This is a genomic window from Mesorhizobium sp. WSM4844, from assembly GCF_055811775.1.
Genome location: NZ_JBVVQB010000013.1, coordinates 19411 through 32535, shown reverse-complemented (window position 1 = coordinate 32535; position 13125 = coordinate 19411). Strand labels below are relative to the sequence as shown.

Genomic DNA, 13125 nt, shown 5'->3' with positions numbered 1-13125 from the left:
CGTCGCTGCCATTCTGAGGTGCAGCCTAAGCGATTCCGTCGCGCCGCGGAGACGCCGTTCAACATGGTGCTGGAGGCTCGCCCCTAGTGTGCGGACGCTACCTGGCGCTGCCGTCACAAATGCATGTCGCGCAAAAGTGCGCGGCGCTTCTGCGACAGCGTGCCGCTTCAAAAAAGTGGAGCCGGCCCGGGGACTGGGCCGGCTCCTAAACCCGGTCGTTGGGGACGGGGAGTGGGGCTCGACCGGGTTTTTGCGTCGCGTCCTTAGCGGACGCTGGCAACCGCGCCGGAGCGGCCGTCGTTGATCGTTACCCAGGCGCCCGAATTCTGGCTCGATTGGCGCTTCAGATAGGTATAGTCGGTGTTGGTCCAGGACAGTACCCTGGTTTCGAGATTGTCGAGGATGAACTCTCCGAGGCTGGTGCGCACGGTCAGCACCGCGTGGCCGTCTCCGTTCGGCTGGCGCGCAACCGTCATCAGCAGGTCGCCGGCCGGAACGCCGATGTTCATCAACGCGCGGCGCTTTTCCAGCGCATAATCCTCGCAGTCGCCGAATTCGCTGTTGGAATAGGACCAGACCTCTTCCTTGCCCCACAGTTCCATATCGGTGCGCGGCGCGATCCTGCCGTTGACTGAATTGTTGATGCTGACGATCTTCGCCCACAGCTTGCGGGTCAGTTCGATCGGCGCCTGCTTCGGCGTCCGCTGACTGCATTCCTGCGGGATCTTCTGGCAGAACTCGTAATGGCCGACCGGCTGTGTGGTGCGGCTGCCGGTGTGCATGAAGGCAGGTCCCGCTGCATACGCTGTCCCCCAGGCGGTAAGCTGCGTCGCCATTGCCAAGAGCAACAGCTTGCCCCTCGTCTTCTTCATCGTCCAGTCTCCCCGTTTGAGGAGACAATGACACAATTGGATTTATTCGACGCAAAGGCTCGAAGTAGACATTAAGTAAAACGCCTATAGAATAAACATAAAATTTGAATCATTTCAGTATAAAGTTGTTGAGGCGTTTTTCGCGGGGATCACATCGGCGCGGCGCGGCGCGGCGCCTTGGCGCGGCATTGGTGGCAGGCTGCGTTGACCGGCGCTCCAACAAAAAGCCGGCCGAAATGGGCCGGTCGATTGCGGGAGTGTGCGCTGATTGTCAGGTGCCGGATGCGTTGAATTCGGAATCGAGCGTTTCCGGCCGCTGGATGACCGCGAACTCGATGGCGATGCCGTCCTCGAAATGGCGCACCACCTGGCCGCGCATGGTGCCCAGCATGACCTGGATGCCGATTGCCGGCTTGACGTCGATCTCGACCGCGGCGCCCGAAAGCGACAGGTCGATGATGCGGCACTGGTACTGGCGCCCGTCGCCGAGCTGAAGCACGCTGGTCGGATTGCGCGGCGCCACGCGTTCGTGGCGGCGGTCTTCCGGCAGGTCGAGCTCGTGCTTGTTGGCAAGCCAGGTCAATTGCGCTGCAAGCTTGTCCTTCTTGCGTTCCGACGCGATGACCGTCATCGCGAATCCGTCCTGCAGGATGCGGGTGACGACGCCTTCGATGCGGCCGATGTGATCGATATAGGCGATGACTTTCTCGCCCGGCATGCCGATGCGCTCGGTGCGAAGCGCTACATTGCCCGGCGACATGTCGACCACCTGGCACGGATGTTCGGTGCGATCCTCCAGCATGAAGCGTCCATAGATCTTCACGCGGACGCGCTGAAAGTTGCGCCTTTCAGCTTGGGACGGCGCGGTGTCGACCGCCGCTGACCTCATGACTGCCTACACCCCGTTTGGCATTCCGCGCGTTGATGCGAGGAACTTCGCCGGAAAGCTACAGCGAAGCGGGTTAACAAAGGGGAAAGCCTGACGCCGCTACTTTAGGATTTTGGATTATTCCCCGCGCCCGCCGTCGAATACGACCAGATGACGGATGCGGCGGGCCTGGCCGAGCGCCGAAATCGTCTGGGACGGATCGAGGTCCGACGGGACAAGCGAGGGAACGTCGATGGCCGGCCGGTTCTTGAGGAATTTCGGTTCCTTCTCCGGATCGACGAGACGGATCGAATCGATCAGGGCGTCGGCGATCGGATCCGCGCCCAGCCAGAAGGGTTTTTCAGCGGCGCTTATCACGCCGAGGCAGCGCGGATTGTCGACGCCGCCGTCGAGCGGCAGGGCGAGCAGCTCGAACTTGCTGGAACGGTCGGTGCGGCTGAAACCTTCATAGGTGATGAGCACGACGGATTTCTGATCGAAGACGCCCTGGATCAGTTTCGAGATAAGCCGCTGGTCCTTCTCGCGCCACAGCGAGGGAAAGGAAAACCCCTTGAGTTCACGGCCATAGACCGCGCAAAGCCTGGTGCCGGCGAGCCGGAATACCGCTTCGCCGCGCGTATCCTTTTCCAGGATGAATGTGTCGGCCAGCAGCGACTTGATATCGGCCGGCTCGACTTCCGAACGCTTCGGGGCAGGGCGCCCGTCACGCAGCCGGTTCCAATAATGGAACAGCGTGATCGATCCGTTCTGGTTCATGTTATGCTGCTCCGCGCAATCTGTCGTCTGATGTCCCATCGGTGAACAGAAGGGCGCCCTCCGAGGACCTACATGCGTTGCGGAGCAGGATGCGTGCCAGCATCGTTAACACTTGTTCACGGGTCGGGGCCGTTAAGGTTAACAATTGGTTTACGTTGCGCTCCGCCCAGGCCCGTGGCACGTTAAAACCACTCCAGAAGCGGTCGTTTCGCAGCGATCGGCAGCATTTCAGTCAAGAGTTTGGGGGAGCATGGGGGCTCGACCAGCCGTTCAAGGGCAACCTTGGACGGCTTCTTTTTGATTCGCGCCAATTTTGATTCGCGCCGTTTTGATTTGCGTGGGGCGATTCGCCCTTTGTGAATCGGGTGACCGTGATCTACATGCTCGCCAAGTCGAAACCAGCGACTGAGTGCGAGCCATATGAGCGAACCAGCAAGCCCCTCGGAAATCGAACAGGGCGAGGGCGGACCTGTCGGCCATGAGCCGGAGCCGCGCCGCGAGCCGGTGTTCAACATGCCGCCCGTTGTGCTGGCGGTGATCGGCTTCTGCGTCGTCCTCTATCTCATCCAGGAGTACGTGCTTAGCCAAAGCCAGCTGCTGACATTGTTGTACAATGTGGCCTTCATTCCAGTTCTTTATACTGGCCAATATGGCTTCGACTGGTTCCTGTTTTCCCGGCCCTTCACCTATGCCTTCCTGCATGGTGGCTTTGCTCATCTGGCCGTCAACATGGTGTGGCTGGCGGCTTTCGGCTCACCACTGGCGAACCGCTTCGGCGCGCTTCGTTTCAGCCTGTTCTTCGCCGCGACGGGGCTGGCGGCGGTGGTGCTGTTCTGGGCCGTGCATCCGCTCGGCGAGGCGCCGCTGGTCGGCGCATCGGGGGCGATTTCCGGCATGATGGGGGCCGCCGCGCGCTTCGGCTTCCGCACCGACCGCTCGTCCGGCAAAGCCGCTTTCGCCGGCGCGCCGCTGCCGATGGCGGCGGTGTTCCGCTCGCGCGGCGTTGTGACTTTTCTTGCCATCTGGATGGTGATCAATCTCGCCACCGGCCTCGTTGCCTTCGCGCCCGGCATCGACAGCCAGATCGCCTGGGAGGCTCATATTGGCGGTTTCGTCGCCGGCTTCTTCGGACTGCGGGCTTTCGATCGGCGGCAGCAGGCGGACGAGTTCAGCGCCTGAGCCTCGCCGCACTTGAAAACCAATCGATCGCGGCGCACGATGTCTGGCACTAGGGAAAGCCGGTCAGGGCAGGAACCGGCAAGGTAAACTGAGGAGGACGCCATGACTGTTAAGGCAATTCTCGAGCAGAAGGGCCACGACGTGTTGACGCTCGGGCCGAACGAAAAACTGAGCGAGGCCATTCGCATCCTGGCCGAGCACAGGATCGGTGCGCTGGTCATCACCAATGGTGATCACAAGATCGTCGGCATCCTTTCCGAGCGCGACGTCGTGCGGGTCCTCGCCAGGGAAGGGGCCGCCGCATTGGATATCGCGGTGCGTTCGGCGATGACCCCCAAGGTGAAGATCTGCAATGAGAACCACACCGTCAACGAGGTCATGGAGATCATGACCAGTGGCCGTTTCCGCCATCTGCCGGTGGAAAAGGACGGCCTGCTCGACGGCATCGTGTCGATCGGCGACGTGGTCAAGCGGCGCATCGAGGATGTCGAGCGCGAGGCCGCGGAGATCAGGGCCTATATCGCGACGGCGTGAGATCGCCAGCAAGTTTTGTCGAAGTCGGCGCCGCCCCTCATCGCCCTGCCGGGCACTTCTCCCCGTATAGTGACGGGGAGAAGGGGCCGGCCGCAGCCTTGGCGGCTTTTCTTGCTACAATGGAGATTGGCGAAATCGTTGATGCGGGCGCCCCTCTCCCCGTCACTACACGGGGAGAGGATGCCGGCAGGCAGGTGAGGGGCAGCGCAAACTTTTCCAATAACGGTTGCCCCTACCAGCCTGCGGCTTCACGCTTGTCTCCTTTTGCGGTTTGCATTAGCGGATGACTTCACTTTAAACGTCGAATTCACGTGAATTCCGTCACCGATAACGCGCAGGCCGCCATGACCCTCATCGACACCCGCACACCCGACGCCAAGCGCCTGATTTCAGGCGCCACCGGCGACTGGGAGATCATCATCGGCCTCGAGGTCCATGCGCAGGTGACCTCGCAAGCAAAACTGTTCTCCGGCGCCTCGACGGCGTTCGGTGCGCCGCCAAACGCCAATGTCAGCCTCGTCGATGCGGCGATGCCGGGCATGCTGCCGGTCATCAACGAGGAATGCGTCAAGCAGGCGATCCGCACCGGCCTCGGGCTGAAGGCCGAGATCAACCACAAATCGGTCTTCGACCGGAAAAACTATTTTTATCCCGATCTGCCGCAGGGCTATCAGATTTCACAGTTCAAGCAGCCGATCGTCGGCGAGGGCAAGGTGATCGTCTCCGTCGGTCCCGACCGGCAGGGCGAGTTCGAGGACATCGAGGTCGGCATCGAGCGCCTGCATCTGGAGCAGGATGCCGGCAAGTCGATGCACGACCAGCATGCGACGATGTCCTATGTCGACCTCAACCGCTCCGGCGTGGCGCTGATGGAGATCGTCTCCAAGCCCGACATGCGATCCGCCGACGAGGCCAAGGCCTATGTCACCAAGCTGCGCACCATCGTGCGATACCTCGGCACCTGCGACGGCAACATGGACGAAGGCTCGCTGCGCGCCGATGTCAACGTCTCGGTGCGCCGGCCCGGCGGCGAATTCGGCACGCGCTGCGAGATCAAGAACGTCAACTCGATCCGCTTCATCGGCCAGGCCATCGACTACGAGGCGCGCCGCCAGATCGCCATCCTTGAGGACGGTGGCAAGATCGACCAGGAAACGCGGCTGTTCGATCCCAACAAGGGCGAGACGCGCTCGATGCGTTCCAAGGAAGAAGCGCACGACTACCGCTATTTCCCGGATCCCGACCTTTTGCCGCTGGAATTCGACCAGGCCTATGTCGATGCGCTGGCAAAGGATCTGCCTGAACTGCCCGACGCCAAGAAGGCGCGGCTGATCTCCTCGCTCGGCCTGTCGACCTACGACGCTTCGATCCTGGTGTCGGAAAAGGCGGTCGCTGACTATTTCGAGAAGGTGGCTGCTGGTCGCGACGGCAAGCTTGCCGCCAATTGGGTCATCAACGATCTGCTCGGTGCGTTGAACAGAGCCGGCAAGGGTATTGAAAATGCTCCGGTTTCGCCCGATCAGCTCGGCGCGGTCACCGATCTGATAAAAGAGGGCACCATCTCCGGCAAGATCGCCAAGGATCTGTTCGAGATCGTCTGGAACGAAGGCGGCGATCCGCGCCAGCTGGTCGAAAGCCGCGGCATGAAACAGGTCACCGACACCGGCGCCATCGAAAAGGCGGTCGACGAGGTGATATCAGCCAATCCCGAGAAGGTCGAGCAGGCGCGCGCCAAGCCGAGCATGGCCGGCTGGTTCGTCGGCCAGGTGATGAAGGCGACTGGCGGCAAGGCCAACCCGCAGGCCGTCAACGACCTCGTCAAGGCCAAGCTCGGGATCGAATAGGATGATGTTCGTTCGCACCGCTGGCGAGCGCGATCTTGCCGCGGTCCGGGCGTTGCTGGTCGAAACGTGGCACGCCACCTACGACGCCATCTATGGTGCTGCCAAAGTCGCTGAGATAACAGATGAATGGCATTCGATCGCCTCGCTCAAGGCGCGGCTGACACGGCCGAACTCCGAATTCCTGGTCGCAGACGACGGCAACCGCATTGGCGGCATGGCGTTCGCCGCAGCCACCACGGATGCGAGGATCGTCATGCTGAACCAGCTCTACGTGCATCCGGCCTGCCAGAGGCAAGGGATCGGCCAGGCGCTGCTGGAAGAGGTCGAGGCCAGCTTTCCCGAAGCGCGGACGCTGCGTGTCGAAGTGGAAGAGGCAAATGCTCCCGCCGTCGCCTTCTATCGCTCGAAAGGGTTTTTGCCGGCCGGGAACACTGCTGACTGTGGCGGTGGCTCAGGGCTGCCGGCGCTGATTTTGGAAAAGGCGATCGAATAGATTTGCCTGGCCTGACAGGTCGCAGTCAGTTGCGTTTTTACGGGGCTGCGCCGGTCGGTTGCGGGCTGAATTGCGGAATCGCGGTCCGCAAAAAACAAGCCCGCAGGTCGAAATTCACCAGTGGCTAACGCTGAGGCAAAAAAGCATGGTGCGACGCACAAAAATATTGCAATGCACTGCAGATGCCGTAACGTCAGGTTCTAGATGAACGAGACGGCCTTTCTACAAAGGCCGCCCACCGCAAAGGATGGAAACTATGACCAAGACCGCTGATAAAACTGCTGAAAACGTTGAGAATGCAGAAGTCCAGACCGAGGTAACCGATCAGTTCCGCGCTGTCGCCGAAAAGGGCGTCGAGCAATCGAAAGAAGCCTTATCGAAATTGGCGACCGGCGCCGAGGCGACTCAGAAGGCTCTTGAGTCATCCTTCGAAACAGCCAAGACCGCTAGCAATGAGCTGTCGCTGAAGACGATCGCCGCTTTGCGCGCAAATGTTGAGGCCAGCTTTTCTCACCTCGAAGCCCTGGTTACCGTGAAATCGCCCTCCGAGTTCGTCGAACTGCAGACAGACTTCTTGCGCAAGCAGGTGGAAAAGACGGTCGAGCAGAGCAAGGAGCTTCAGGCGGCGGCGACGAAAGCCGCCGAAGACGTATCCAAGCCGATCAAAGATGTCTACGAGAAGGCGATGAAGGATCTCAAGGTCGCCTGATTGGCCTAAGGCATTCGCGCAAAAAGCACGGCCTCGGGCTTGAACCGAGGGTGCGAAGCGGTTTTGCAATAACGACATGCATCAAAGCAACAACTTGAAGCGCGTCGCATGAATCCATCCAAACGCGACGCACTTCAGGCGGAGGGAACCTCCACATTGTCGATCAGCCTGGTCTTGCCCAGCCAGGCGGCTGCGAGCAGGCGTCCGTCGCGGTCTGGCCGCCACGGGGCGAGCGTCAGGCTCTCGCGCGCCGCGACATAGTCGACTTTGTCGAAGCCGGCCTCGACCAGCGCGCGGCTGGCCTCGGCGGTCGCACTGCCTTCATCCGCGCCTGCCGCGAGTGCCGCCGCCGTTCGGCGCAAGATGGCGTTGAGCTGGCGCGCCACCGCGAGCTCGGTTTCGCCGAGATAGGCGTTGCGTGACGACATGGCGAGCCCGTGCGCGTCGCGTATTGTTGGCGCGCCGATGATGTCCACCGGTAGATCAAGATCGCTGCAGAGCTGCCTGACGACGCAAAGCTGCTGATAATCCTTTTCGCCAAAGACCGCGCAGTCGGGCGACGCCTGCAGGAAGAGCTTTGCCACGACGGTTGCGACGCCGTCGAAGAAGGTCGGCCGGAAATCCGATTCCAGCCCGGCGGCTGGCCCGCCGACCGAGATCTTGGTGGCGAAGCCGGCCGGGTACATCTGCGCCACACCAGGGGTGAAGGCAAGTTGTGCGCCGGCCTCGGCCAGCCGAGCGAGGTCGCGGCCGAGCTGGCGCGGATATTTGTCGAGGTCTTCGCTCGGCGCGAACTGGGTTGGGTTGACGAAGATCGAGACAACGCAGCGATCGGCCTTCTCCAGCGCGATCCTGATCAGCGAGATATGGCCGTCATGCAGCGCACCCATGGTCGGCACCATGGCAAGGCTAACGCCATCGCGACGCCAGTCGCGGATTTGCGCGCGAAGGGCGGCGACGCTGTCGACGACGAGAGGTCGGCTCATGCTTCGCTCTTGTCGGCTGCGGCCGAAAAAACGTGGCTCGGGCCGGGGAATGTCCGGCTGCGCACCTCCGCTGCATAGCTGGCTGCCGCCTGCGATATGACGCTGCGCAGGTCGGCATATTGCTTGACGAATTTCGGCACCCGGTCGACGGTCAGGCCGACCATGTCGTCGATGACCAGGATCTGGCCGTCGCAGTCGCCGCTGGCGCCGATGCCGATGGTTGGAATGGAAATGTGCCGGGTGAGGTCGGCGGCGACGGTCTCGACGGTGCCTTCTATGACCACCGAGAACGCGCCGGCCTTTTCGACCGCTTCGGCGTCGCGATAAAGCGCAGCCACATTCTCGTCGGTCCGGCCCTTGATCCTGTAGCCGCCGTCGCTTTTCACCGATTGCGGCTGCAAGCCGATATGTCCCATGACCGGAATGCCGGCAGCGACAATCGCCGCAATCTGTCGGGCAACTGTGACGCCACCCTCCAGCTTGACGGCCTGGCAACCGGTTTCGCCGACAATCCGCCGCGCCGAGGCGACGGCTTGGCGCGGCGTTGCCTCATAGCTTCCGGCCGGCATGTCGACCACCACACAGGCCTTGGCTGCCCCTCGCATCACCGCTTGTCCGTGGGCGATCATCATCTCCAGCGAGGCGCCCAGCGTGGTCTTGTGGCCATGGAGAACCATGGCCACGCTGTCGCCGACCAGAAGCAGGTCGACATGATCGTCGAGCAGGCGAGCGATGGGATAGGTATAGGCGGTGAGGCAGACGATCGGCTCGCCGCCCTTGCGCAGGCGAATGGAGCTGGCACTGATCCGCGGATCGGCGCCGGATGCGTCTGGGGCCATCATTCCCTCCCTCAACCGTCAATCAGGCTGGGTACCTGCATGCGGCGCGCTGAGCTTTAGAAAGACCGGGCAGCCTTGGCAAGGCATGCCTCGACAGGACGCGAAAGGCTTGCCACGATGCGTCGGTTTTCCGACGGCCATTTGCGCGGCTCATGCGGCAAAACCCTTGCCTTGGCGACGGCCTGACGCCATAAGCAGGAAACAGGCGCCGCCGCTGCCGCCGCGAGGACTTGCCGCGAGGATTTTGGATGAAGACTTTCCTTCTGCAGTTTTTCACCTGGTGGAACAGCCAGACGCTGGGCACGCGCTTCCACACCTGGCGGCATGGCAAGAAAGTCGGGCAGGACGAGGCTGGCAACGTCTACTACGAGGGTGGTGTCGATTCGGAAGGCCGCACCCGCCGCTGGGTCATCTATCGCGACTATTCGGAAGCCTCGATGATTCCGCCCGGCTGGCATGGCTGGATGCATCACCGCGTCGATGTCCCGCCGACGAGCGACACCTACAAGCCACGCGACTGGCAGAAGCCGCATCAGCCGAACCTCACCGGAAGTGCCGCGGCCTATCGCCCCAAGGGCTCGATACTCAGCAATCAGCACCGCCCGCAGGTGACCGGCGATTACGACGCTTGGACGCCGGGGTCGTAAGAGACTGTTTCGAAATTCGCTCTGGCGAGTCATATGGTGGTGGTTTCGAGAACCGGCGCGGAGCGGACATTTGGGTGCACCGGAAGCGCAGAAAGCGCCGTCAGATGGCCGCCAGAGTAGAGTTTCCAAACGGCCTCTAACCGCTCGCCATGGGCGGATCGATCCTTTATCGCCACAATTGGCGTTTAGCAGCTTGTCGATCTGACAGCAGCGACTAGCCTTGGGCGCGACAGAATCACCCCGGGCGCAAACCACCGGATCCCTGCATGAGCATTTTCAGCCGAATTTCGATAGGCGGACTGACGACGGCCGCCGCTTTTGTCGCTTGCGCCATGGCCGCCGCCCAGACGCTGGAGGCGCCAGTGGACCCGGGGGCGCCGACGGAATTTGAGGCGCCAGTGGACCCGGGGGCGCCGACGGAATTTGAGGCGCCAGTGGACCCGGATGCGCCAATGGAACCGGATGCGACAGTGGAACCGGATGCGACAGTGGCGCCGGCGGCACCGGCCGCACCACAACGCATCACCAATCCTGTCGCCGAATTCGCCGGCATCGACAAGATCACCGGCCGCATCATCACCTTCGATGTCTATATCGACGAAACGGTGCAGTTCGGCGCTTTGCAGGTGACGCCGCGCATCTGCTATTCGCAGCCGCAAACCGAAGAGCCGAAGACCGATTCTTTCGTCGAGGTCGACGAGATCACGCTGGATCGCAAGATCCGCCGTATCTTCACCGGCTGGATGTTTGCCGAAAGCCCCGGCCTCAACGCCGTCGAGCACGCCGTCTACGACGTCTGGCTGAAGGGCTGCAAGCAGAAGTCGGAAGTGCCGGCACCCGACGCGGCCAAAACCAATTAGCCAAGACCAGTTATAATGCCTGGCGTGCGGGATCGCCTGTCGGGATCCCTACTGAGCCTTCCGGAACCGCCTTATTCTCCGTGCGTTGGTCATGGCTGGCGTTACGGAGATGTTCCCATGATGGCCAACAAGAACGAACTCCTCGATCTCGAAAAAGGGTTCTGGACCGGCGACGCAGCCTATTTCAAAGCCAATGCCGACACCAAATGCCTGGTGGCTTTCCCACAGATGGCGCAAACGATGAGCAACGCCGATCTGGCCGAAACCGCGACGGGCCTAAATCGCTGGCGCGATCTCGACATCGACCTCAAGGGCATCATCGAGCCGGGCAGCGACATTGTCATGCTGACTTATGAGGCCCATGCCACGCGCGAGAATGGCGAGCCTTATGCGGCGCTGGTCAGCACCGGCTATGTCCATCGCGTCAATGGCTGGAAGATGATGTTCCACGCGCAGACGCCGCTTGAGCCTGCCGCAAAAACCTGACCAAAAACCCGACCTTTGGCGCAGATCATGGGAAAAACACCGCCTCGCCCTTCAGCGCGTCGGCCAGCATCTTTTCGTATTTGCCCCTTGGCACGTCGACCGCGCCGAAGCGTTTGAGGTGCTCGGTGGTGAACTGCGTGTCGAGCAAGGCGAAGTGTCGATCCTTCAGGCGTTCGACCAGGTGCACCAGGCAGACCTTCGACGCGTCCGTTTCCCTGGCGAACATGCTTTCGCCGAAGAACACCCGGCCAAGAGAAACGCCGTAGAGGCCGCCAACCAGCCGACCCTCGCGCCAGGCTTCGACCGAATGGCAATGGCCCATCCGATGGAGTTCGACATAGGCCTCGCGGATCGGCGCATTGATCCAGGTCGACCGGCGTTCCTCGCGCCTCTCGGCGCAGCCGTCGATGGTCGCCTCGAAATCAAAATCGAAACGGATATCGAACAGGTTTTTCCGGATCGCCTTCCTCAGGCTTTTGGGCGTGTGAAAACCATCCAGCGGGATGATGCCGCGCGTCTCCGGCCGCACCCAGAACACTTCCGGATCGGTGGCGCTTTCGGCCATCGGAAAGACCCCCGAGGCGTAGGCCTTGAGCAACAGGTCGGTCGGGATGCGATAGCCTGGCGCGTAGGGACGGGTCATCGCGCCATTATATTCTATAAGTTCACGTCCTAATCCTCATCGGCCAGATATTTTTCCAGCCAGTGGATGTCATACTCGCCATTGGCGATATCGGCATTGCCGACGAGATCGCGAAACAGCGGCAGCGTCGTCTTGATGCCGTCGACGACGAATTCGTCGAGCGCCCGCCGCAGCCGCATCATGCATTCGACGCGATTGCGGCCGTGCACGATCAGCTTGCCGATCAAACTGTCGTAGTAGGGCGGGATCTTGTAGCCGGAATAGACGCCGGAATCGACACGGATGCCGAGGCCGCCCGGCGTGTGGAAGTGGGTGATCGTGCCGGGCGAGGGGGTGAAGGTGCGCGGATCCTCGGCATTGATGCGGCATTCGATGGCGTGGCCCTGAAAGCGGATCTCTTCCTGGCGCATGGAAAGCCCGCCGCCCGAGGCGACGCGGATCTGCTCATGCACGAGGTCGATGCCGGTGATTGCCTCCGTCACCGGATGCTCGACCTGCAGGCGCGTGTTCATCTCGATGAAATAGAACTCGCCGTTCTCATAGAGGAATTCGATGGTACCGGCGCCGGAGTAGCCGAGATCGGCAATCGCCTTGGCACAGACGCCGCCGATATGTGCGCGCTCCTCGGCATTGAGCGCCGGCGAGGGCGCCTCTTCCCAGACTTTCTGGTGGCGGCGCTGCAGCGAACAGTCGCGTTCGCCGAAATGCACGCCGCGGCCGGCACCGTCGCCGAACACCTGGACCTCGATGTGGCGCGGCTTTTCGAGATACTTCTCGATGTAGACGGCGTCGTCGCCGAAGGCGGCACCGGCTTCCGAGCGCGCCGTCTGCAGTGCGACCACAAGATCGGCTTCGCTGCGCGCCACCTTCATGCCGCGTCCGCCGCCGCCGGCCGACGCCTTGATGATCACGGGGTAGCCGATCTCGGCGGCGATGCGTCTGGCTTCCTTTTCCTCAGTGACCGCCCCGTCGGAGCCGGGCACCACCGGAATGCCAAGGCGCTTTGCGGTGCGCTTGGCCTCGATCTTGTCGCCCATGATGCGGATGTGATCGCCGGACGGGCCGATGAAGGTGATGTTGTGCGCGGCGAGGATATCGGCGAATTTGGCATTCTCCGACAGGAATCCGTAGCCCGGATGCACCGCGTCGGCGCCGGTGATCTCGCACGCCGCGACGATCTGGTGGATGTTGAGATAGCTGTCGCGCGACGGCGGTGGGCCGATGCAGACGCTCTCGTCGGCGAGCCGCACATGCATGGCGTCGGCGTCGGCGGTGGAATGCACCACCACTGTCTGGATGCCGAGCTCCTTGCAGGCGCGCAGCACCCTCAGAGCGATTTCGCCGCGATTGGCGATGAGGATTTTCTGGAACATTTTTCGGCTGTTCCC

General features: G+C 61.9%; 15 protein-coding genes. 8 read left to right on the top strand and 7 right to left on the bottom strand.

The annotated features are described in order from the left end of the window. Nucleotides 1–263: 263 nt before the first annotated feature. The 3 genes from AC0L2A_RS13125 to AC0L2A_RS13115 all read right to left on the bottom strand — a co-directional run bounded on the left by AC0L2A_RS13125 (nucleotide 264) and on the right by AC0L2A_RS13115 (nucleotide 2517). A complete protein-coding gene (locus AC0L2A_RS13125) occupies nucleotides 264–872 on the bottom strand; it encodes a transglutaminase-like cysteine peptidase (RefSeq protein WP_287074461.1) in 609 nt (202 codons plus the stop codon). A gap of 271 nt (nucleotides 873–1143) precedes the next feature. Then, on the bottom strand, nucleotides 1144–1761 hold the full coding sequence (locus AC0L2A_RS13120) for a PilZ domain-containing protein (RefSeq protein WP_027154470.1): 618 nt from the start codon (nucleotides 1759–1761) through the stop codon (nucleotides 1144–1146). A gap of 117 nt (nucleotides 1762–1878) precedes the next feature. Beyond that, nucleotides 1879–2517 carry a PAS domain-containing protein gene (locus AC0L2A_RS13115; RefSeq protein ID WP_473609167.1) on the bottom strand — a complete coding sequence of 213 codons (639 nt, stop codon included), beginning with the start codon at nucleotides 2515–2517 and terminating at the stop codon, nucleotides 1879–1881. A gap of 420 nt (nucleotides 2518–2937) precedes the next feature. On the opposite strand from AC0L2A_RS13115, the gene AC0L2A_RS13110 reads away from it, so the two are divergent. The 5 genes from AC0L2A_RS13110 (at nucleotide 2938) to AC0L2A_RS13090 (ending at nucleotide 7276) form a co-directional block, all read left to right on the top strand. Continuing rightward, on the top strand, nucleotides 2938–3696 hold the full coding sequence (locus tag AC0L2A_RS13110; protein ID WP_473609165.1) for a rhomboid family intramembrane serine protease: 759 nt from the start codon (nucleotides 2938–2940) through the stop codon (nucleotides 3694–3696). A gap of 102 nt (nucleotides 3697–3798) precedes the next feature. Beyond that, nucleotides 3799–4230, top strand: coding sequence for a CBS domain-containing protein (locus AC0L2A_RS13105; protein ID WP_023798170.1), 432 nt, complete (start codon nucleotides 3799–3801; stop codon nucleotides 4228–4230). A 344-nt stretch (nucleotides 4231–4574) separates the two neighbouring features. Then, entirely contained in the window at nucleotides 4575–6074 is a 1500-nt protein-coding gene (gatB, locus tag AC0L2A_RS13100; protein WP_473609164.1) for an Asp-tRNA(Asn)/Glu-tRNA(Gln) amidotransferase subunit GatB, read from the top strand. A gap of 4 nt (nucleotides 6075–6078) precedes the next feature. Beyond that, on the top strand, nucleotides 6079–6567 hold the full coding sequence (locus AC0L2A_RS13095; protein WP_128168559.1) for a GNAT family N-acetyltransferase: 489 nt from the start codon (nucleotides 6079–6081) through the stop codon (nucleotides 6565–6567). Nucleotides 6568–6823: 256 nt separating this feature from the next. Continuing rightward, the gene (locus AC0L2A_RS13090) at nucleotides 6824–7276 is read left to right on the top strand and encodes a phasin (RefSeq protein WP_027154463.1); all 453 of its coding nucleotides are present in this window, start codon (nucleotides 6824–6826) and stop codon (nucleotides 7274–7276) included. A gap of 134 nt (nucleotides 7277–7410) precedes the next feature. Here the strand turns inward: AC0L2A_RS13090 and panC are convergent, their stop codons facing one another. Both panC and panB read right to left on the bottom strand, forming a co-directional pair. Next, on the bottom strand, nucleotides 7411–8262 hold the full coding sequence (gene panC / locus AC0L2A_RS13085; RefSeq protein WP_473609163.1) for a pantoate--beta-alanine ligase: 852 nt from the start codon (nucleotides 8260–8262) through the stop codon (nucleotides 7411–7413). Then, on the bottom strand, nucleotides 8259–9101 hold the full coding sequence (panB, locus tag AC0L2A_RS13080; protein WP_473609161.1) for a 3-methyl-2-oxobutanoate hydroxymethyltransferase: 843 nt from the start codon (nucleotides 9099–9101) through the stop codon (nucleotides 8259–8261). The genes panC and panB overlap by 4 nt, the downstream gene beginning before the upstream one ends. 248 nt (nucleotides 9102–9349) lie before the next feature. On the opposite strand from panB, the gene AC0L2A_RS13075 reads away from it, so the two are divergent. The 3 genes from AC0L2A_RS13075 to AC0L2A_RS13065 all read left to right on the top strand — a co-directional run bounded on the left by AC0L2A_RS13075 (nucleotide 9350) and on the right by AC0L2A_RS13065 (nucleotide 11094). After that, nucleotides 9350–9748 (top strand): NADH:ubiquinone oxidoreductase subunit NDUFA12, encoded by a 399-nt coding sequence (locus AC0L2A_RS13075; RefSeq protein ID WP_023798164.1) that lies wholly within the window; start codon nucleotides 9350–9352, stop codon nucleotides 9746–9748. A 266-nt stretch (nucleotides 9749–10014) separates the two neighbouring features. Continuing rightward, on the top strand, nucleotides 10015–10608 hold the full coding sequence (locus tag AC0L2A_RS13070) for a DUF2155 domain-containing protein (RefSeq protein WP_473609159.1): 594 nt from the start codon (nucleotides 10015–10017) through the stop codon (nucleotides 10606–10608). Nucleotides 10609–10725: 117 nt separating this feature from the next. Beyond that, nucleotides 10726–11094, top strand: coding sequence for a hypothetical protein (locus AC0L2A_RS13065; RefSeq protein WP_287234631.1), 369 nt, complete (start codon nucleotides 10726–10728; stop codon nucleotides 11092–11094). 25 nt (nucleotides 11095–11119) lie between these two features. Here AC0L2A_RS13065 and aat read toward each other — a convergent pair whose 3' ends face one another. After that, nucleotides 11120–11737, bottom strand: coding sequence for a leucyl/phenylalanyl-tRNA--protein transferase (gene aat, locus AC0L2A_RS13060; protein WP_091591262.1), 618 nt, complete (start codon nucleotides 11735–11737; stop codon nucleotides 11120–11122). A gap of 29 nt (nucleotides 11738–11766) precedes the next feature. Next, nucleotides 11767–13110 carry an acetyl-CoA carboxylase biotin carboxylase subunit gene (gene accC, locus AC0L2A_RS13055; protein WP_128246567.1) on the bottom strand — a complete coding sequence of 448 codons (1344 nt, stop codon included), beginning with the start codon at nucleotides 13108–13110 and terminating at the stop codon, nucleotides 11767–11769. Nucleotides 13111–13125 lie beyond the last annotated feature (15 nt).

Coding starts and splice junctions, on each gene's coding strand:
- AC0L2A_RS13075 (WP_023798164.1), top strand. CDS start 9,350: ATGAAGACTTTCCTTCTGCAGTTTTTCACCTGGTGGAACAGCCAGACG.
- AC0L2A_RS13105 (WP_023798170.1), top strand. CDS start 3,799: ATGACTGTTAAGGCAATTCTCGAGCAGAAGGGCCACGACGTGTTGACG.
- AC0L2A_RS13120 (WP_027154470.1), bottom strand. CDS start 1,761: ATGAGGTCAGCGGCGGTCGACACCGCGCCGTCCCAAGCTGAAAGGCGC.
- AC0L2A_RS13095 (WP_128168559.1), top strand. CDS start 6,079: ATGTTCGTTCGCACCGCTGGCGAGCGCGATCTTGCCGCGGTCCGGGCG.
- gatB (WP_473609164.1), top strand. CDS start 4,575: ATGACCCTCATCGACACCCGCACACCCGACGCCAAGCGCCTGATTTCA.
- AC0L2A_RS13110 (WP_473609165.1), top strand. CDS start 2,938: ATGAGCGAACCAGCAAGCCCCTCGGAAATCGAACAGGGCGAGGGCGGA.
- AC0L2A_RS13115 (WP_473609167.1), bottom strand. CDS start 2,517: ATGAACCAGAACGGATCGATCACGCTGTTCCATTATTGGAACCGGCTG.
- AC0L2A_RS13065 (WP_287234631.1), top strand. CDS start 10,726: ATGATGGCCAACAAGAACGAACTCCTCGATCTCGAAAAAGGGTTCTGG.
- panB (WP_473609161.1), bottom strand. CDS start 9,101: ATGGCCCCAGACGCATCCGGCGCCGATCCGCGGATCAGTGCCAGCTCC.
- aat (WP_091591262.1), bottom strand. CDS start 11,737: ATGACCCGTCCCTACGCGCCAGGCTATCGCATCCCGACCGACCTGTTG.
- AC0L2A_RS13070 (WP_473609159.1), top strand. CDS start 10,015: ATGAGCATTTTCAGCCGAATTTCGATAGGCGGACTGACGACGGCCGCC.
- AC0L2A_RS13090 (WP_027154463.1), top strand. CDS start 6,824: ATGACCAAGACCGCTGATAAAACTGCTGAAAACGTTGAGAATGCAGAA.
- accC (WP_128246567.1), bottom strand. CDS start 13,110: ATGTTCCAGAAAATCCTCATCGCCAATCGCGGCGAAATCGCTCTGAGG.
- panC (WP_473609163.1), bottom strand. CDS start 8,262: ATGAGCCGACCTCTCGTCGTCGACAGCGTCGCCGCCCTTCGCGCGCAA.
- AC0L2A_RS13125 (WP_287074461.1), bottom strand. CDS start 872: ATGAAGAAGACGAGGGGCAAGCTGTTGCTCTTGGCAATGGCGACGCAG.